This is a genomic window from Salmonella sp. 741265116_PST (genome assembly GCF_046567715.1).
In the GTDB taxonomy this organism is placed as follows: Bacteria; Pseudomonadota; Gammaproteobacteria; order Enterobacterales; family Enterobacteriaceae; genus Salmonella; species Salmonella enterica.
In genome coordinates this window covers 1-19,312 of record NZ_JBKFPH010000046.1, presented here as the reverse complement: position 1 = coordinate 19,312, position 19,312 = coordinate 1, and the positions used below count along the sequence as shown (strand labels likewise).

Below are 19,312 nucleotides of genomic sequence, written 5' to 3'. Positions count from 1 at the left end.
GTACAGCGCGAACCGTCTGGTCATAATCTGATGTATCCGACAAAGTGGTGTCCACCAAATAAGTAGTGGGAACCAAAGTGTCAGATATGCAGAAAAATGTGACTCCCGGCAGGCGTAAGGGCTGCCCTAATTATTCTCCTGAGTTTAAGCAGCAGCTCGTTGCTGCCTCCTGCAAACCCGGAATATCCATCTCAAAACTGGCGCTTGAAAACGGCATCAACGCCAATTTGTTATTTAAATGGCGCCAGCAGTGGCGCGACGGAAAGCTACTGTTACCTTCCTCAGAGAGTCCTCAGCTACTTCCTGTGACTCTCGATGCCACTGCCGTACAGCCAGAATCGCTCGCAGAAGACCCGGGGCTCAGTATCAGCTGTGAGGTAACGTTCCGGCACGGGACGCTTCGCCTCAACGGCACTGTCAGCGAAACGTTCCTGGCTCTGCTGATACAGGAACTGAAGCGATGATCCCGCTACCTTCAGGCACTAAAATCTGGCTGGTTGCCGGTATCACCGACATGCGCAACGGCTTCAATGGTCTCGCCGCAAAGGTGCAGACGGCGCTGAAAGATGATCCGATGTCCGGCCACGTCTTCATCTTCCGGGGACGCAGCGGCAGTCAGGTCAAACTGCTGTGGTCCACCAGTGACGGGCTGTGCCTGCTGACCAAACGGCTGGAGCGCGGCCGCTTCGCCTGGCCCTCAGCCCGCGATGGCAAAGTGTTCCTGACCCCGGCGCAGCTGGCGATGCTGATGGAAGGTATCGACTGGCGACAGCCAAAGCGGTTACTGACGTCCCTGACCATGCTGTAGCGCTCTTTAATCCTGGTTGTCGCAGAATAAGCCTGGTAAAATACGGGCTTATGAACGACACCTCTTCTGACAACATCCTTCTGCTGAAACAGCGCCTGGCCGAACAGGAAGCGCTGAACCGCGCCCTGCTGGAAAAGCTGGCCGACCGGGAACGCGAAATAGACCATCTGCAGGCGCAACTGGATAAACTCCGCCGGATGAACTTCGGCAGTCGTTCCGAAAAGGTATCCCGCCGTATCGCACAGATGGAGGCTGACCTGACCCGGCTTCAGCAGGAAAGCGATACGCTGACGGGTCGGGTTGATGATCCGGCGGTGCAGCGCCCGCTGCGTCAGACCCGCACCCGTAAACCGTTCCCCGAATCACTTCCCCGTGATGAAAAGCGGTTGTTCCCCGCAGAGTCCTGTTGCCCGGAGTGCGGTGGTTCGCTGAGTTACCTGGGTGAGGATGCCGCCGAACAGCTGGAGCTGATGCGCAGCGCCTTCCGGGTTATCCGGACAGTACGCGAAAAGCATGCCTGTCGTCGGTGCGATCGCATCGTTCAGGCCCCGGCGCCTTCGCGCCCCATCGAGCGGGGTATAGCAGGACCGGGGCTGCTGGCCCGCGTACTGGCGTCAAAGTATGCAGAACACACACCGCTGTATCGCCAGTCTGAAATATACGGTCGTCAGGGCGTGGAGCTGAGTCGCTCACTGCTGTCGGGCTGGGTGGATGCGTGTTGTCGTCTGCTGGCACCGCTGGAAGAGGCTCTTCAGGCCTATGTACTGACCGATGGCAAGCTCCATGCCGACGATACGCCTGTCCCGGTGCTGTTGCCGGGCAATAAGAAGACGAAGACCGGACGCTTATGGACGTACGTTCGTGATGACCGCAACGCCGGGTCAACTCTGGCACCGGCAGTCTGGTTCACTTACAGCCCGGACAGAAAGGGCATCCATCCACAGAGCCATCTTGCCGGCTTCAGAGGAGTGCTGCAGGCGGATGCGTATGCGGGGTTCAATGAGCTGTACCGTGACGGGCAGATAAAGGAAGCCGCCTGTTGGGCACATGCACGACGGAAAATCCACGATGTTCACGTTCGTACCCCGTCAGCCCTGACAGAGGAAGCGCTAAAACGGATCGGAGAGTTGTATGCCATCGAAGCGGATATCAGGGGAATGCCAGCAGAACAGCGGCTTGCCGAACGCCAGTTGAAAACGAAAGCGCTTCTTAACTCACTGGAAAACTGGCTGCGTGAAAAAGTGAAAACCCTGTCGCGACACTCAGAACTGGCGAAGGCGTTCGTGTATGCGCTGAACCAGTGGCCGGCGCTGACGTACTATGCAGACGACGGCTGGGTGGAAGCGGATAACAACATCGCTGAAAATGCGCTGCGGATGGTCAGTCTGGGGCGTAAAAACTTCCTGTTCTTCGGCTCAGACCACGGTGGTGAGCGGGGAGCGTTGCTGTACAGCCTGATCGGAACGTGCAAACTGAATGGAGTAGATCCAGAACGCTACCTTCACCATATCCTTGACGTCATTGCTGACTGGCCGGTAAACCGGGTCGGTGAACTGCTGCCGTGGCGGGTCATACTGCCTTCCAAATAGCCTGTACTCGTCAATACGGTTCTCGCTGTACGCTTACAGGTATCCCTATGCTTCAATCTCTGAACCACTTAACGCTTGCTGTCAGTAATTTGCAAACTAGCCTGACCTTCTGGCGCGATTTGCTGGGGTTGCAGCTACATGCTGAGTGGGATACTGGCGCTTACCTTACCTGTGGCGACCTTTGGGTCTGCCTTTCTTACGACGTATCCCGTAACTACGTGGCCCCGCAGGAAAGTGACTACACCCACTACGCATTCAGCATTGCGCCAGAGGATTTTGAGCCGTTCTCGTGTAAGCTGAAACAGGCGGGAGTGACGGTCTGGAAAGACAATAAAAGCGAAGGGCAATCTTTCTATTTTCTTGATCCGGATGGCCACAAGCTGGAGCTACATGTGGGAGATTTAGCATCTCGACTGGCGCAATGCCGGGAAAAGCCTTACTCTGGAATCCGTTTCGGACCTGGAAAATAATCACACAACTTTGTGATCTTCCACCCAGCATTCAATTTTATGTCCCATTCTGTGGCAACCCCCAAAGTAAATTCTAAAAATCCATCAATTTTCAATACATTGAACCTAAAGGCAAGTCCGCCCTTCACACCAAAAGCATATAAATGGACCTCAACTTAGGTCTTTTTTATGCCTGAAATCCAGAAGTTACCTACCTTTCTCGGTTGAGCGCTGTGTTTTTTCCGTTGTTATCAGCATGCTAACCATCAGGACAGAGCCGACAGACAAAAAGTATGTCTGCAATAATGTCTTGAATGTACATATAGTTGCGAGCATCATCGCAACTATGTGCTCATGGATTCTTCAACGTAATGACCTCTGACAAAACCCTAAAGCAAGCGATATCAAATATTACTATTTGGCACAAAGGCGAACAGCGAGCGCCGCATAAGCCGTTATTGCTGTTATATGTCCTCTCGCACTATCGGCAGGGCCACGATCGCCTGTTTGATTATGGTTCTGAAATTCATGAGCAATTGCTGGATTTGCTGGAGCGCTATGGGCCACAGCGCCGTGAACAGCGCCCGGATATGCCGTTCTGGCGTTTGAAGGGCGATGGTTTCTGGGAATTGCAAAACGCGGAATTATGCTCAACCAGCGGTAGCCGCCAGCCACCTAAACGTGAACTCATTGAATATAATGTTGCTGGTGGGTTTGATGTCGACAATTTCGCGCTGGTAACAAAAAAACGTAAGCTAATCGACACGCTAGCGCAGCAGATCCTTGAGGCGCATTTTCCGACCAGTATTCAGGAAGACATCGCTGACGAGATGGGTTTTGATATTCGCACCTCTCTCCGTCAACGCGATCCGAAGTTCCGCCAGGCGGTGCTACGAGCTTACAATTATCAGTGTGCGGTCTGCGGCTTCAATATGCGCCACGACAACGCCCCTATAGCCCTTGAAGCAGCCCATATCAGATGGAAGCAGCATCATGGCCCTTGTGAAGTGCCTAATGGCCTGGCGTTGTGCGCAATTCATCATAAAGCGTTCGATCGTGGTTCGATTGGTCTGGATGAAAATATGCGCGTGGTGGTTTCCGACGCGGTGAATGGTGGCGGGGTGGTACAGCGGCTGTTCTGGGATTTTGCGGGGAAAGAGATCGCGTTGCCGCAGATGAAAGAAAATTATCCGGGTGAACGGTTTGTGGAATGGCACAAGAGGGAGGTGTTCAGAAGAGGACATTGATCTGGGGGGATTTTGAGTGAGGTATACGTTATCTGCTAAAAACAGAATCACATCAAAGGCATCAAAGTAATCGGCCACGGTTCTCGCACTATGGTCTGTAGCGCGCTGGTGGAGTCACACCTATGGTCAAGCGACGCGTAGAGCGCCAGATGAGCCATCATGAGCACAAGCAGAATTTATAAGGGCGGTGCCTTAAAGAGCACAGGGAGATTGTAAGCAACCCGATATTGCTGGCTTTTGCTTAGCCTTGCTGACGGGATTCGTCGTATGAAGCATGAAAATTACCTCATGTTTTATATAAGGATTTGACACCATATCAAAACCGGTAACTCTCAATCTTTCAATGCTATGTGTCAGATCAGGTCGTGATAAGACATAAATTTAAAAATCTATATATCTGGCCAGATAGACTTTTTTATAACAGCTTTATAAATTAAACAAATCTGCCATAGAGACAGATTTGTTTAATTTATAATTAGAGGTTTGCAACGTTATGATATACTTTTTGCACATCATCATCATCTTCAAGGGCATCAACAAGTCCTTCAAAGATTTCTAAATCTTCTGGTGAAAGTTCAACTTCTGATTGAGCAATCATTTCTAATTCTGTTGTTGAAAATTCAGTAATTCCAGCTGCTTTTAGCGCTGCAATTCCTTTGTGCAGGTCTGTAGCTTCAGTATAAATAACGATGTTTCCTTCTTCTTCGGTTACATCACGAACATCAACTTCAGCATCAAGCAAAATTTCAAAAATATGGTCAGGGTCTGTTCCTTTAAATACAATCACTCCAGTATTGTCAAACATATAGCTGACAGCACCTGCCGCTCCGATATTCCCGCCTTTTTTATTAAAAATTGTGCGGATATTAGCAATCGTACGGTTAACATTAGATGTCAACGTTTCAGCGATAACCATTGAACCATTTGGTCCAAAGCCTTCATAACGCCCTTGCACGAACGTTTCATCTCCGCCACCTTTGGCTTTATCAATGGCTTTATCAATAACATGTTTTGGAACCTGTGCTTGTTTCGCACGTTCAATAACGAATTTTAAAGCTGAGTTTGATTCCGGGTCTGGTTCACCTTGTTTAGCCGCAGCATAGATTTCTACTCCAAATTTTGCATATACTTTAGACGTTGCACCGTCTTTAGCCGTTTTTTTAGCAACAATATTTGCCCATTTACGTCCCACTGGAAACATCTCCTCAAAAAATTATTTACATTAATGGCAGGTTAATAACCTGCATGTTTTTCTACCGCATTATATCATAATATATAAATTCTCGTCTATGAGAAATAAAAACATCCAGCTTTTACGGGGGATTACTTTGATTTTAACAATGGCTAATATGGTGGGTAAGTCATTTTTTAATTTTCTTCTGGTTCTTTTTTTATTTTTAATAATTGAATCGCAGCAATAACGTCTTATTGATGGTGGTTTCGCTCATCAGGTGAGGTGGAACGCTTGCACGTCTTGCGACATATTGTGGCGAAACTTAATGGCGAAATTAAGAGCCTATCCCATTAGGGCTATTTTACTTGCCATTTTGGACCTGGGCAGTGCTCAAAATCCTCACGTACTACGTGTACGCTCCGGTTTTTGCGCGCTGTCCGTGTCCAAACTGGCTGCGCCAATAACGCCTGGTGGGATAGTCTCTAAGACGATATATTCCCGCCTTGAGCCGCGTTAATTTGTTGCATACTTTTAAATGGAGGTATACCTCTTGTAGGCTATACCTCCTGCTTCACGTTATCGCTCGATTAACGCAAATACGCCCCAGCCAAAGTATTCTCGCGTCCAGGTGACGTGACGTTTGGGGGCTACCGTCAGTTCTGTTCGAACCTCTTGCGCAAACTCATCGTCAGGGTTTTCCTCCAGCCAGCGGCGCATGGTCATCCACTTCGCGGCTTCATATCTGTCCCAGCCTTGCGGGTCCGCCAGCACCATTTCCACTACGTCATAGCCGAGTTGGTCGAAAAAGGCGACCAGCTCGGGCAGGGGACGAAAATCGGCGACGGATGAGACGCCACAGGCGTGGGCGATCTCTTCCGTTGCGGGGATCTGACGCCAGTACGGTTCACCGATGAGAATGAGCCCGCCAGGTTTGAGGCTTTTGGCCAGCAGATCTATTGTTCCCGCGACACCGCCCGCAATCCAGGTAGCGCCTACGCAGGCCGCTACGTCATATTTTTCCTCGTCGATATAACCGGCCGCGTCGTTATGAATAAAATGTACGTATTCACTGACGCCGAGCTCTTCTGCACGTTGTTTTGCCTGTGTGGTGAAGAGCGGGCTTATATCAATCCCAGTACCTGTAACACCGTAATCGCGAGCCCAGGTGCAGAGCATCTCACCCGAACCGCTACCGAGATCGAGAATCCGCGTGCCTGGCTTCATGCGTAACGCATGGCCCAGTGTGGCGTACTTTTCCGCTGTAAACGGATTATGGATACGGTGTTCGCTTTCGCTAATGGTAAAAATACGTGGGATATCCATTGGGTTATTCCTTTTACTGAGGGCGATTCCCTCAGCGGGAGGGGCTTTTTCAGCCAGCAGCGCAAACAGCTTGCCTACAAAAGTCTCGCCGACCGGCCAGGTGTGACTGTCCGGGCGCTGCAACACAGTGAAGCCAGCATCACCAAGCAGGCTGATATATTCATCATCGCGCCAGGCCTTCATTTGACTGCCGAAACGGGTGGTACAGCCGTTTTCCGCTATCGCCCAGAACTGCGTTGAGCTGGTTTGGGCCTCTTCATCCCAGGCATTTTCCGTTAACAGCAGATGAGGCTCGGCAAGAAACAGGCCGTGCGGACAACGCTGCCAGCCTGGCTGCGCCATGCCCTGGCGTTTAACTTCATCGAAGGTATGCACTTCAACAAGCAGTTTGCCATCCGGTTTCAACCACTGCGCGCAATGACTGATGAGGCTTTGCGCATCAGCAGCGCTAAAGACATTCAGTTCCCCAAACGTCATCATAATGAAATCAAAAGGTTCCGTGGGGTGGTATGTACGAATATCCTGCTGAATGTAGTCAATATTCAGGTTTGCGGCTTGCGCCTGCTGGCGAGCCCATGTGATGGATGCCGGAGAGAAATCTACGCCTGTGCAGTGAAACCCACGCTCCGCTAACAGGCGAGTATAAAAACCGGGTCCACAGCCGAGATCCAGAATGCGGGTGCCAGCGGGTAACTGACGGGTAATCCATGTTACTTGTTGCTCAATCACGGTTAGCCGGCGGCTGGCCCAGTCGTGGTCCTGCGACAGATGATTTTCCAGCATACGTTGACTGAAGGCTGGCTCGTCCCAGGGGATTTTGCCTTCATCGGGTAATAGCCGAATGCGATGCGTTGCAAAAATAACGGCGCTGATATCCATCATCATCTCCTTAGCGATTGTCAGGCTGGGCGCGAACGTTGTTCAGCCCGGTTGTATTAATGCGGTAGGGCTGACCGTTAACGGATTTGATCAGCTTTTTGGTTTTGAGTTTTTTGAATACAGCGAGCGTGCAATCGGCGAGCAACAGCCCTTCGCGGCTATAGCATTCAACGGCGGTGACGCGGCCTGACGCATCGCGGATGTGCGTAATGCGTCCGCCTTTAGCGAGAACGTGTAAGGTACGTTGTTCCTGACGGGATAAATTCATACTGAAGAACCTGTTTAATCATCATAGGCAAAACGTGCAAACACACTGCGGTGTCCGCATTCGATTTCGGCGCATTGATAATCAGTCCGGCCTGAAAAGGTCGGGGAACTGATTATCAGATGATGACATTCTCCAGCATCAAAGCCTCGGGTTGAGTTGAAAGGTATTTACGTCGTGAATGATAACACCTGATTTCTGTAAGTGAATAACCGGGAGTGAAAAGTGTGATCTCAAAGGGAGGATCATGCGTTTAGCAAGTCAGTTGAATAGATCCCGCCGCTACCATAATGAATATTGATTAAACTCATATACCCGATAATGGCCGCTTTGATAATCTCGGCGTATCTTTTTAGCCATTGACAGGGTTGTTGCGTTGGAAATCTTTTTTTTAACCCACTGAAAAATATCACTTAAATATTTTTCATACACAAACATTTATGGTCCGCTGAGTTCGGATCCGGTTTTGTATGGGTTAAAAAAGGTACGTTATGAAAGTCATATGGACTGTCACTCCTGTGGGGTATCAGCGCATAGCGAAACGTTGCCCTTCATGCAGCGTAAAACGGGACTTCACGCCTTCTGGGGCATTTCGGGTTAATTCGCAAAAGAAGGTACTCGATGTCTGGAGTATCTATAAATGTACACACTGCGATTACACCTGGAATATCTCCCTGTTCTCGCGCCTGCCAGTCAGCAAAATTAACCGCGATCTTTATTGCCGACTGATGGCGAATGATGCTGCCACGGTGCAATATTTTGCTTATGACAACGCGATCCTGAAGCGAAATAATGCTGAATTATCGGGGCAGCCTGATTTTCACATTCAGGAACGGTGGCTGGTCAGTATCGCCTCCCACAAGCAGGTCAGTGTTAGCGTCAGGATTTCCCGTTCTTTTCAGGTCAGCTTGCTGTCGATTTTGAAGAGGCAACTCCTGTTAAGCGCAACCGAAATCAAGAGACGGATTGAAACAGGGCAAATAAGTGGCGTCACGATGAAAATGCTTAAATCGCGAAAACTGAAGAATGCGAAATATGATTTGCAGCTCTCAGTTGAAACACTGTATGACCGGCGAAGGATTGTTCTGACCCGTCGATAAAAATAATAAGCTCACCTTATACGTTTAAGTGTGCTGGTATGGCAGCGACGTAACGGAATGAAAGAAGGACTAAGGGACAGGTGAGCTTTAGTTGAATAACCCTTGTCTGTGGCATTCAGTGAAGACTGAATCGCCACGGATAATCCAGATTTTCGCACCAGTGATGATGTTCTATGGGTTCTTTGCGCAAGCCAGCAGAATGAAAAAGGGCGATAAGTTATAATTATCTGTAAAGTAAACAAATATTAACTCAACACAATTAAAAAATAAGAAAAAGTGTCTCACTGTTGAGCTGATATTAATACCCGAATCACTGAATTAGAGTAATGTGATGCTATCCATAGCGTAATTTGTTCTGTTGCGGTTACAGGGGGAGGAATGCACACCTTTAGACCATACTCACTAAGGCATAGCGATCTGTTATATGAAGATATTTCGTTAGAAATACGCGAGCAAATAATCTTATTGATTATCAATACGCTAGGAAATTGCTCCTCTTTTTATGATATGACATTATACTGCTATCATAATAGTCATTCTGACGAAGTTTATCGAAGAATATGTAAAACGTTGCGCAAAGAGTATGGCTTATTCACCTTATATGCGCATTCAACGTCATATCTGGATGAAATGAGTAATCTGTTATTAAAAACAGATGATAAAAGAAAGCATATTGATACCATTGAGCTTGCTTTTAACTATATAGATACCTACCTTCGGACCTATGAAGTTACGCTTGGGTTAGAACCGGATAAGGCGATTAGCGAATTAAATAATATATTTCATGAGCATAGTTTAAAATATCGATATGAAAATGGTAGAATCGTAAGATTGCGCAGAATAAAACGGCTTAAAAATATATGTTATTATTTGTACTCCCCTGGAGAGTATGGCTTTGTCGAATATGATCTTATGGAAGCCTATAATCGCCTGATGCTTAATGATTTTGCCTGTGTCGTAAGGGAGTGTTATGCAGTCTTCAGAAGCGTTCTTATCAGAATTCATGAGAGAAAAAATATCGTATATCATGAACAAGATAGTTTAAATACACTAATGGCTAACCTGATGGCGAGAGGCGTTATATCTGCTGAATATGCACATAAATTTCATTTTTTAAATAATGTGCTGGAGTCAGAAATATTTCTGCCGATGGCGCCAGAAAAGTCGCATCATCACTACGCAATGATGCTCCGTATCTCTGAAGAGTTGGCCTGTAGTATCTATTATCTTACTGAGCGAAGTATATTTTTTCTTACCCAGCGGGCTGAAGAAGATGGTGTTGCGCCATAATAATGATAGCGCTGTCGCTCAGTCAGACTGCATCATCGTTATTTAAATTTGTTCTGACGTCGGAATTTTTTGTTCTGCCGTCTGCTTTTTTAGTGATGAGCTGTTCAATGCAACAATAAGGGGTACAGTACGATGACTGATTTTTAAACCGTATATCATCTGTGTCGCATTTACTCATGGGTATTGGGGCAGGGAGAGAGAAGAATGAGCACTATTTTAAAGCCTTTTTTACTGGCGGTAACCTTGATGTTAATCTTAATAAGGCCTGGCTTTGCAACGGAGGATGGATCGATAACCATGGTTAAAACCTACAGCGCTTATGACTATTTGCAGACCAGGTCGCGGTTGATGCACGCTATCGCCGATCACGGTCTGGTGTTATTTGGGGAATTTGACCATGCCAGAGCGGCACAGAATGTTAACCTGAAAATGCCGCCGACAACGGTTCTGGTTTTTGGCAATCCTAAAGGCGGAACGCCTCTTATGCTGGCGCATCCCGAACTGGCGCTGGATTTACCGTTTCGGGTGCTCATTAGCCAGCAAGCCGATGGGCGAACGTTGGTCAGTTATCATCCCGCCGAAACGCTGCAACGTTATGGTCTTGATGCCGCAGCCATACAGGCTTTGAAAAAACTGGAACAGCTCGTTGAAAAAAGTCTCCATTAAAGCTGAAAATCTGGCCTCTGTCGTTCATAGCGAAAGGGGAATGGGGAGAAAGCAGCGTGGGAATATAGATGTCGAATCCGCGCGTCATCCATTCATGGCCTGCGCGTTGGATATGAGCGTTAATACCATAAATTTCATGCAGAATAATCGCTGCCCGGTGATGGCGGCTCGACAGACTGGAGGCGTTGCTCCCCCCGGATACGCCTGGGCGAAAACTTTTATCATAACGCGTTCTTGATACAAAGAGAGCGGCTGGATTTTCGCCGATCACGCTATGTCAGAGGCGTTGTTCCTGTCAATGTACAGACACATTTTATGGCGTGATTTTTGGTTGATAAATTTTATATTGGTAAACCAATATGATGTTCATATTCAGGAATCAGGGCTAAAGGTGGAACATCAGTCGTGTATTGTCTATTGCCTTTTCTTTCATCTGACTTCACTAGCGAAACGGGGCGCATTATTGTTTTGTTGGTTGACCAGTTTCGCGTTTTTGGTGTGCTACGCGTGCTATCCCTCTTTACAAATGCTATAGTCTGATACCGGGAAATCGCATCGGACGGGCACGACCAATATGAAATCAAACGCTTCTCAGCAAAGACCTTACCAGGAAGTGGGCGCAATGATACGCGATCTGATTGTTCAGACACCGTACCGCCCCGGGGAGCGCTTGCCGCCGGAAAGAGAGATCGCTGAGAGGCTCAATGTGACGCGTACCGTCGTGCGTGAAGCGCTGATCATGCTGGAAATTAAAGGTCTGGTTGAAGTCCGCCGCGGCGCCGGGATCTACGTGCTCGACAGCGCGGATAATAACGAGATGGAAGGCGCTGACGTCAATCACTGTAATGACGCCGGGCCGTTTGAACTGTTACAGGCGCGTCAGTTGCTGGAAAGCAATATCGCTGAATTTGCCGCTCTGCAGGCCACCCGCGAGGACATCATTAAAATGCGCCAGGCGTTACAACTGGAAGAGCGAGAGCTTGCCTCCAGCGCGCCGGGTGGCTCAGAAAGCGGCGATATGCAGTTTCATCTGGCCATTGCCGAAGCGACCCATAACAGTATGTTGGTAGAGCTCTTCCGTCAGTCCTGGCAATGGCGTGAAAATAATCCGATGTGGCTCCAGCTTCATAGCCATCTGGGCGATACGCTTTACCGTAAGGAGTGGCTGGTCGATCATAAGCAGATCCTCGCGGCGTTAATTAAGAAAGACGCCCGCGCAGCGAAGCTGGCGATGTGGCAGCACCTGGAAAACGTGAAGCAGCGTCTGCTGGAGTTTTCCAATGTTGATGACATCTACTTTGATGGCTATCTGTTTGAGTCATGGCCACTGGACAACGTTAATGCCTGATTATACCTGGAATAGCGTGGGCAGACCCAGTCCACGTTTTACCTCCTGTAGCGTCTTTTGAGTGACCTCATGCGCCCGCTCGCTACCTTTTTTCAGCAATTCCATTAGCATTCCCTTATCTGCAATAAAGGTTGCCCGTCGTTCGCGTATTGGCGCGATCAGTTCTTGCAGGCAGGTCTCCAGCTCATTTTTACAGACACGATCGCCTAATCCGCCTTGTTGATAATGTGCTTTCATCGCCGCGACTTTGGCTTTATCCGGATGGAACGCATCCAGCCACGTAAAGACGACGTTACCTTCTATTTTTCCCGGATCGCTAATTTTTAAATGATTGGGATCGGTGTACATCGCGCTGGCCGCACGGTGGATGGTCTCTTCGCTGGCGGAAAGAAGCAGGGTATTGCCGAGCGATTTCGACATCTTGGCGCTGCCGTCAATGCCTGGCAGACGGCTCGTATCGCTCAGGAGCGCCTGACAGGGTCGCAATACCGGCGAGGAGAAAAGACGATTCATCTTATGAACGATCTCATTCGTTTGCTCAATCATGGGCAATTGGTCGTCGCCAACCGGTACCATTTCGGCCTTAAAGGCGGTGATATCTGCCGCCTGGCTAATGGGATACGCCATGAACCCGACCGGCAGGGAACGGGTAAAGCCTTTTTGGGCAATCTCATTTTTTACCGTAGGATTACGCTCCACTCGGGCGACGGTAACAATATTCATATACAGCACCGTTAATTCAGCGAGGGCGGGTAATGCGGATTGCAGGCAGATCGTCGTTAGCGCGGGATCGATGCCGACGGCCAGATAGTCAGCTAACACTTGCGGAATATTATCGCGGATTTTTTGCGGATTACTGCCGTTATCGGTGAGTCCCTGCAGGTCGGCAATCAGGACATACTGTTGGTGATCCTGCTGTAGCGCGACGCGCTGGCGCAGTGAACCGACATAATGGCCGAGGTGCAGCGAGCCGGTGGGGCGATCGCCAGTCAGAATGATGGGAAGGGTGTTCATTAAGGACTCCTTTATGCTTACTGTAAAGCCGAAAGACGTCCCGAAACACAGTAGCCGCCTTTCGGCGGCTACTTAAAGAGGGATAGTGATCCGTGCCGCCTTCAGGAAGGCAGCCACCAGCGGAGATGACGTTGCGTAGCGTTGGATCGTTTCGTGTTCATGTGGTCTAACGTATCACGACTAAACGTAAGGGTAAAGCGGCTGGCGTGTCGTCCGGGCATAAAGTCATATCGCCTGAACAGAGAACATGTCACTGACTTTGAAACGCGATTTTATAAATTGCTGCCCAAAAATACGTGGCGCTGAAAGGCGCATTTTTGATGCAAATCATTTATTACTGTGATAACACTGCGCGCGATAAAAACATTAAATATATTCACATGGTAAATATGTTCTATTGGAATGGTTGTTTTCGATATGACAAAAGTCTAAAAAACCCATTGATGTGAAAAGGAATAAGAATTGTCTATATTCTGATTCTGTGGAATTAAGTAATTTCTCGGATAAAAATAAGAAATGATATTGATATTTCTTTTTTGATATGGTTCTTATAGCGGCTATGGTTATTCAGGAAACGATGCTTGAATGCCTGGCGTAATAGATTTCAGGTCAGTAGCGCTATTGTAAAATGGATTGTTGATGGCAGAAGGTATTTAGCAAGAATCCAGTTATAGCAGATTGTCGGTATTTAATCTGGTATACAGAGACACCAATGAAATGGCTGGAAAATGGAACGTTCTTTCATTGTTGGCGTTCCGTCCTTGTCAGCCTGCTTTGCCGCATGATAATCACGGAGGGGGGATGGACGCCATCTATTTAAAACTGGACGGTATTGAAGGCGAAAGCCGGATCAAAGGTTTCGAAAACCAAATAGAAATTATTGCTTACAACCACAACCCGACGAAACGGGAGTCCGACGAAGCGAGAGGGACATATATTGGAGGATTGACGCTGACAAAGCCTGTCGATCTTGCTACGCCTGGCCTCTATGAGCACTATTGTAACGGGAAAACGGTGAAAGAAGGCGTGCTGACATTATGCCGTAGTGATAAGGGCACAATGCTGCCATTTATTATTTATACGCTCACCAATGTGCGGATTTCACGCATGAGCAATCATGGCGACGCCGAAGGCAGCGCCATGGAGACTGTGGATTTGGTTTATAGTCATATTCGCTGGGATATTCCCGCATTAGCGTCGAAAAGCAAAACACGGCGGCCCCTTCACCGACAGGCGCTGTGGCGATGAGGACAAAACAAGCTTGCGGACTCGCAGTGGGCGATGCGGTATAGCGAAATGGCATTTAGCGGCTTGCGAAGGTCGATGAGCGCTCATGTAACTAATCGATTGCCTGAAAAGGCGATAGCGCATGGCCTTTACACTCGTTATGATTTTTACGCATAGCCGCTAATAAAACGGCATTTTTTATATACACATCAAGTTGATAGTGTGTTTCTGACCTTGACGTAAATAAGCGGGAAAAGCGATGAAACACACCATTGGGATACTGGGGGGGATGGGACCTGCGGCAACGGCGGATATGTTGGAAAAATTTGTTGAATTACGACATGCCAGTTGTGATCAACAACACATCCCACTCATTGTCAGCTCTATCCCTGATATTCCCGATCGTACAGCATGTCTGTTATCCGGCGGGCCTTCGCCATACCGTTATCTGGAGCGTTATCTGCATATGCTGGAAGACGCCGGGGCGGAGTGTATCGTTATCCCATGCAACACTGCGCATTATTGGTTTGATGATTTACAGAACGTCGCGAAAGCGCGAATGATCAGCATTCTGGACGCTACCCTGGGGGATATTCCGCCATCGGCGCGGCACGTTGGTCTGCTGGCGACCAATGCGACGCTGGCGACCGGGTTATATCAAAAGAAAGCTCTGGCGCGGGGGCTGACGTTAATTCAGCCAGAAGAAGCGGGGCAGGCGTTGGTAATGCAGGCTATTTATGCGCTTAAACGTGGCGATAAAACTGCGGCGCAAGCGCTGCTGCTGCCGCAAATCGATAGCCTTATTGCCCGTGGCGCTCAGGCAATTATTATGGGGTGTACCGAAATTCCGCTTATTGTGGCCGGACATGAACGCGCGATAGCGTGCCCGATGATTGATTCCACAGCGTCGCTGGTGCGCGCGGCGATTCGTTGGTATGAGTCCTGGCCAGACACCCGCGCCTCTTTGATCGGGGAACAACGCCTTACCGCCTGATGTGTTTACAGCGCGGCCTGAAGCCCACGCAGGTCGCGCCAAAATGTTTCGGCTACCTGACTCATGCGGGTATTCATGCGATAAGCATAAGCCTGGATCGGGATAACCAGTTCGTCGGCATCAAGCACTATCAGGCGCCCGTCAGTAATCTCCTGACGGATAGCATACTCGGGCAACCAGGCGACTCCGCAGCCGTCCATCGCAACCTGTTTTAACAATTCACTCATCGAAGAGACGAAAAATGTACTGAAACTCAGTTCAGCATGGCGAGTCAGAGTACGATTTATCAGTCGGCCCATATAGGAGTTCTGACTGTAATTAAGCAGGGGAAAGTGCGGCTGCTCAAGCGTATAGCGCGGCTCGCCCCGGCCATTGTTGGCGCAAACCGGAAACAGTCTCGACTCAAACAGGCGGATATTATCAAACGGCGCTTGTTGCAGGTTTTCATCGTGATAAGAAAAGATAAAATCGCTTTGCCCCTCACGTAACATATCCACCGCCTGGTCGACATCTATCGCCTCAACGGCGTAGGTAAACTGCGTCGGCATCTGCTTAACGATGGTCGGTAACAGGCCGAGGGAGAGCGAGTGGGCGGCGGCAATCTTGATTTTACGCAGCGTATAATCGCTGCCGCCGCGCAGTTCGGTCAGATTACTTTCCAGTTGCTGTAACAGGTGGCGAACCTGGGAGTGAAAGATTTTACCCTGTTCGGAAAGCTGTAGCGGCGAGACCTGTCGGTTAAACAGTTCAACGCCCACGGCATGTTCCAGGGCGCGAATCCGCCGGCTAAAAGCGGGTTGCGATACGTTGCGGATAATGGCGGCCTGAGAGAAATTGCGGCACTTTTCCAGCGTCAGAAAATCATATAGCCATTTTGTCTCAATATTGTGCAAACCTGCTCCAGTTACATCCATTTACCGTTATCCTGTCAGCCGCCCGAAGGGGCATTCTACGTCCATTCGGGCGGCTGACAACCGCTTATCCCGTCCTCTTTCAGAATGCCGTGATGGGGCAGCCTGAAACTAGCGGGAATTACGCCGGTTCAAAGGTACCTTTTACGCAGGCTTTCCCCTCATTAACCATGCGTTTGCCGCGCGCATACACCTGCTCAATGCGTAAATCTGCGCTAAAGACGAGCAAATCCGCATCGTGACCGGGACGGATTTCGCCTTTGCCGTCCAGACTGAGGAAGGCGGCTACGCTGGTCGTCAGCGGGCGCAGAGCATCAGTCAGGCTGAATCCGTAGTGGTTAACCAGCGTCTGCAACGTCTCCAGCAAGCTTTCGAAGCCCGCGACGCCGATGCCCGTCAGATTTCCGGCAGCGTCAAATAGCGGCTGGCTGCCGTTGCCGTCTGAACTGAGCGTCACCCGGGAAAGCGGGACGCCGGCTTTTACCGCTCTGGCAATGCCCTCCGCCGGCGCGACGGGATCCGGGATACTGGTGGTAATGTCGATCACGCCGCCTTTAAGCGCAAACGCCAGCGCCTGCTCGAAAAGCGATTCGCTACGGTTGACGTGGGTAGGCAGTAGTTTGCCGATCGGCACGTCGCTGTTTTCCAGAATGTCATACAGCGGCTGTAACCCTTTTTTGCTGCTGCCCATATGAAAAACGCTGACACCGGGTTTGCCGCCCAGCAGGCCGCCAACGCGTGATTCGGCGGCCATGCTGGCGAGTTGATTCCCGCTGGGCGCGGCGGAACGGTGGTCGGAGACTGCGCATTTCACGCCAATGACGCGATCGATCAGCGCGACGTCTTTTTCTACCGAGCCAGTAATGGTCGGCGACGGAACGTGATAAGCGCCCGTGAGCATCCAGGCGGTGATCCCCTCCTCATTTAGCGCTCGCGTTTTGGCTAACAGCGACGCGGGATGACGGCTGACGGAGTCGGTGCCAAGCAGGCCGACGACCGTTGTTATCCCGGCTTCCGTCAGGCGGCTCAGGGAGACTTCTGGCGTCCGCGTCGTCGGCCCCGCTTCGCCGCCGCCGCCGATCAGATGAACGTGTTGGTCGATAAAGCCCGGGCACAGCATACGACCGCTAAGATTAATCACCGCACAGTCCGGTACGATATCGCCGGGGATGTCAGCGCCGACGGCAATAATTTTGCCATTCGCGAGCAGAACATCGCAGATGCCCCGGTCTTCTGGCGCAAACAGGTGCGCACCCTGTAACAAGGTAAACTCCGCGGCGGATAAATCAGGCATGATAACTCCTTATTAAACAATAAGCTGCATGACCCAGATCGACAGCAGCGCATTGATGGCGCAGACTGCGATAATATGCGGGTAATATTTGGCGTTGACTTCGGCAGTACCGAGACAGCGGCCGACATTCTGTACCGGGTTTCCCATCAGGTAAATGGCTGGCAGTAGTACGGTAACATCGTGGCCGCTTAGCGCGCCGGCGGTAGCCAGACTGGCCGCCACGCCAACGGCGCCGCCCATACTCATCAGCGAAGCCAGAAGCACCGTAGCCGCTTCGCCGGGAAGCCCCCACAACGCCATCACGGGCTGGCAGATATGGCCTACCCAGTCGAGCAGACCGGTAATTTTCAGCGCCTGAATAATGACAAATGCCATGACCACATTGGGTAACAGGTTGGTCGTGGCGATGGTAAAACCGCGGCGTGCGCCATCGATAAACATATCCATGACATTCTTACGTACCTGAGTCGTCATGATTGGGCTCCTTGCGCAGGGTGACGGCGTTCTTCGATGTTAATCCAGACGCGCAAAAGGTTTGCGCCGATAAATTTGAATAGCAGAATGACCACCAGCGGAATGATGACTGACGTTCCCAGAAAGGCGAATACCGCAACGCCGGAGGAGAAATAGTTGGTGATAATAGCGCTGCCGCTGGTCTGCCAGGCGGCAAAAATCACTTTATCGCGTTCGGTGATTTCACCTTCCTGCGCCAGCTCTTTGGTCATACCCGCCGCGGCGTCGGTATTTTGCAGGTTGGCGATCAGCGCCAGTGAGCAAATACCGGGAATGCCAAGCAACGGTTTCAGGATGGGCGTCATCAGTTGCTGTGCCGCCCGCAGACCGCCCAGTCCATCCGTAATCGCGATGATACCCAGAGAAAGGATAACCGACGGTGCCAGCTCCAGCGCAAAAAGGAAGCCATCTTTCGCGCCCGTTCCGCCCGCGCCGCGAAAGGTCTGCGTACCGGTCACATGTCCGAATGACCCGTTGAGTACGGTAAAATCAAAAACGCGCCACCAGCCTTCGCTTCCGGAAAATACGCCGGAAAAGAAAATAATGGTGAGAAAAAACGCCAGGTATCCCTTTATCCCGACCTTTTCTGTATCAAGCGGCATGGCCGCCCCGTCCACTTGTTGCGCCATAGCGATCCCCGAATTTTTTTGATGATGTGTTGGTTGTAGCCACAGGCCAAAAAGCCCGAAACAGAAAGACCTTATCAGCCATAAGGGTAAGGACAAAATGCAAGTATGTATCGTGCTATGCGTTTCTTGCATAGCAGCGCGAAAAATCACCATCCTCGCTACTGCCGGAGGCGCGGGGAACCGTGGACGGTATAACGCGCGGTAAAAAAGCAAAGAAACAGGTGTTGACGCAGGCCAGAGCCGGGAGCAGGAAAAAGGGGAAATAAATTTGACGTTAGTCAATTTCACGCCACTTAATTATCGTTGTTAAAAAATAGGATTTTTTAACCTAAATTTTACTTTTTTACTGTAATTTTTCACGCCTTAAGAGGAATTGTCACGGTCAGGTCAGTAGCCGCTGATAGGTCAGCTTGCGCCCTAAGAATCCTACGGGCAGGTAATAAAAAACGAATAATCGAATTAATTTCATGATGTGATTTATTTATAATGGTGATGATTTGAGAGGCAGCGATAATCATCATAATGGAATATATACCCCAAATAATTCGAGTTGCTTAAAGGCGGCAAGGGAGTGAGTCCCCAGGAGCATAGA

Annotated in this window: 19 protein-coding genes and 1 pseudogene; 11 read left to right on the top strand and 9 right to left on the bottom strand. The window is 49.8% G+C overall.

Annotated elements, in window-relative coordinates:
- The first annotated feature begins 86 nt into the window (after positions 1 to 86).
- The 5 genes from tnpA to ACLD11_RS20695 all read left to right on the top strand — a co-directional run bounded on the left by tnpA (position 87) and on the right by ACLD11_RS20695 (position 4,093).
- Positions 87 to 464, top strand: a complete 378-nt coding sequence (gene tnpA, locus ACLD11_RS20715; protein WP_045380308.1) for an IS66-like element accessory protein TnpA — start codon at positions 87 to 89, stop codon at positions 462 to 464.
- Positions 461 to 808 carry an IS66 family insertion sequence element accessory protein TnpB gene (gene tnpB, locus ACLD11_RS20710; protein ID WP_411015316.1) on the top strand — a complete coding sequence of 116 codons (348 nt, stop codon included), beginning with the start codon at positions 461 to 463 and terminating at the stop codon, positions 806 to 808. The genes tnpA and tnpB overlap by 4 nt, the downstream gene beginning before the upstream one ends.
- Positions 809 to 858: 50 nt before the next feature.
- The gene (tnpC, locus tag ACLD11_RS20705) at positions 859 to 2,397 is read left to right on the top strand and encodes an IS66 family transposase (protein WP_411015315.1); all 1,539 of its coding nucleotides are present in this window, start codon (positions 859 to 861) and stop codon (positions 2,395 to 2,397) included.
- Positions 2,398 to 2,444: 47 nt separating this feature from the next.
- The gene (locus tag ACLD11_RS20700; protein ID WP_411012372.1) at positions 2,445 to 2,867 is read left to right on the top strand and encodes a FosA7 family fosfomycin resistance glutathione transferase; all 423 of its coding nucleotides are present in this window, start codon (positions 2,445 to 2,447) and stop codon (positions 2,865 to 2,867) included.
- 350 nt (positions 2,868 to 3,217) lie between these two features.
- Positions 3,218 to 4,093 (top strand): phosphorothioated DNA-binding restriction endonuclease, encoded by an 876-nt coding sequence (locus ACLD11_RS20695; RefSeq protein ID WP_411012373.1) that lies wholly within the window; start codon positions 3,218 to 3,220, stop codon positions 4,091 to 4,093.
- Between the two features lie 475 nt (positions 4,094 to 4,568).
- Here ACLD11_RS20695 and ACLD11_RS20690 read toward each other — a convergent pair whose 3' ends face one another.
- From ACLD11_RS20690 to ACLD11_RS20680, 3 genes are all read right to left on the bottom strand, one after another.
- The gene (locus ACLD11_RS20690; RefSeq protein WP_000532939.1) at positions 4,569 to 5,285 is read right to left on the bottom strand and encodes a YebC/PmpR family DNA-binding transcriptional regulator; all 717 of its coding nucleotides are present in this window, start codon (positions 5,283 to 5,285) and stop codon (positions 4,569 to 4,571) included.
- A gap of 558 nt (positions 5,286 to 5,843) precedes the next feature.
- Positions 5,844 to 7,475 (bottom strand): methyltransferase domain-containing protein, encoded by a 1,632-nt coding sequence (locus ACLD11_RS20685; protein WP_411015314.1) that lies wholly within the window; start codon positions 7,473 to 7,475, stop codon positions 5,844 to 5,846.
- Positions 7,476 to 7,479: 4 nt separating this feature from the next.
- Entirely contained in the window at positions 7,480 to 7,737 is a 258-nt protein-coding gene (locus ACLD11_RS20680) for a YjhX family toxin (RefSeq protein ID WP_001054380.1), read from the bottom strand.
- Positions 7,738 to 8,225: 488 nt separating this feature from the next.
- Between ACLD11_RS20680 and ACLD11_RS20675 the strand changes: the two genes are divergently transcribed.
- The 3 genes from ACLD11_RS20675 (at position 8,226) to ACLD11_RS20665 (ending at position 10,790) form a co-directional block, all read left to right on the top strand.
- On the top strand, positions 8,226 to 8,834 hold the full coding sequence (locus ACLD11_RS20675; protein ID WP_183059857.1) for a DUF1062 domain-containing protein: 609 nt from the start codon (positions 8,226 to 8,228) through the stop codon (positions 8,832 to 8,834).
- A gap of 378 nt (positions 8,835 to 9,212) precedes the next feature.
- A complete protein-coding gene (locus ACLD11_RS20670) occupies positions 9,213 to 10,124 on the top strand; it encodes an STM4504/CBY_0614 family protein (RefSeq protein ID WP_411012375.1) in 912 nt (303 codons plus the stop codon).
- Positions 10,125 to 10,328: 204 nt separating this feature from the next.
- Positions 10,329 to 10,790, top strand: a complete 462-nt coding sequence (locus ACLD11_RS20665) for a DUF302 domain-containing protein (protein WP_183059855.1) — start codon at positions 10,329 to 10,331, stop codon at positions 10,788 to 10,790.
- Positions 10,791 to 10,794: 4 nt separating this feature from the next.
- On the opposite strand, the pseudogene ACLD11_RS20660 reads toward ACLD11_RS20665, so the two are convergent.
- Positions 10,795 to 11,058, bottom strand: a pseudogene (locus ACLD11_RS20660) (hypothetical protein); the annotation flags it as partial.
- Positions 11,059 to 11,364: 306 nt separating this feature from the next.
- Between ACLD11_RS20660 and uxuR the strand changes: the two are divergent.
- Entirely contained in the window at positions 11,365 to 12,138 is a 774-nt protein-coding gene (uxuR, locus tag ACLD11_RS20655; protein ID WP_183059854.1) for a Uxu operon transcriptional regulator, read from the top strand.
- Here the strand turns inward: uxuR and trpS are convergent, their stop codons facing one another.
- Complete coding sequence (gene trpS / locus ACLD11_RS20650) at positions 12,139 to 13,152, bottom strand: tryptophan--tRNA ligase (protein WP_411012376.1); 1,014 nt, start codon at positions 13,150 to 13,152, stop codon at positions 12,139 to 12,141.
- 717 nt (positions 13,153 to 13,869) lie between these two features.
- On the opposite strand from trpS, the gene ACLD11_RS20645 reads away from it, so the two are divergent.
- Both ACLD11_RS20645 and ACLD11_RS20640 read left to right on the top strand, forming a co-directional pair.
- The gene (locus ACLD11_RS20645) at positions 13,870 to 14,400 is read left to right on the top strand and encodes an Hcp family type VI secretion system effector (RefSeq protein ID WP_183059852.1); all 531 of its coding nucleotides are present in this window, start codon (positions 13,870 to 13,872) and stop codon (positions 14,398 to 14,400) included.
- A 238-nt stretch (positions 14,401 to 14,638) separates the two neighbouring features.
- Positions 14,639 to 15,373, top strand: coding sequence for an aspartate/glutamate racemase family protein (locus ACLD11_RS20640; RefSeq protein ID WP_079965451.1), 735 nt, complete (start codon positions 14,639 to 14,641; stop codon positions 15,371 to 15,373).
- Positions 15,374 to 15,378: 5 nt separating this feature from the next.
- Here ACLD11_RS20640 and hypT read toward each other — a convergent pair whose 3' ends face one another.
- From hypT to ACLD11_RS20620, 4 genes are all read right to left on the bottom strand, one after another.
- Positions 15,379 to 16,287 (bottom strand): hypochlorite stress DNA-binding transcriptional regulator HypT, encoded by a 909-nt coding sequence (gene hypT / locus ACLD11_RS20635; protein WP_079965450.1) that lies wholly within the window; start codon positions 16,285 to 16,287, stop codon positions 15,379 to 15,381.
- Between the two features lie 118 nt (positions 16,288 to 16,405).
- Positions 16,406 to 17,578, bottom strand: coding sequence for a beta-aspartyl-peptidase (gene iadA / locus ACLD11_RS20630; RefSeq protein WP_021294479.1), 1,173 nt, complete (start codon positions 17,576 to 17,578; stop codon positions 16,406 to 16,408).
- A 12-nt stretch (positions 17,579 to 17,590) separates the two neighbouring features.
- The gene (locus ACLD11_RS20625; protein ID WP_000211979.1) at positions 17,591 to 18,052 is read right to left on the bottom strand and encodes a YjiG family protein; all 462 of its coding nucleotides are present in this window, start codon (positions 18,050 to 18,052) and stop codon (positions 17,591 to 17,593) included.
- Entirely contained in the window at positions 18,049 to 18,720 is a 672-nt protein-coding gene (locus ACLD11_RS20620; RefSeq protein WP_000068752.1) for a nucleoside recognition domain-containing protein, read from the bottom strand. Before ACLD11_RS20620 ends, ACLD11_RS20625 begins: the two co-directional genes overlap by 4 nt.
- Positions 18,721 to 19,312 lie beyond the last annotated feature (592 nt).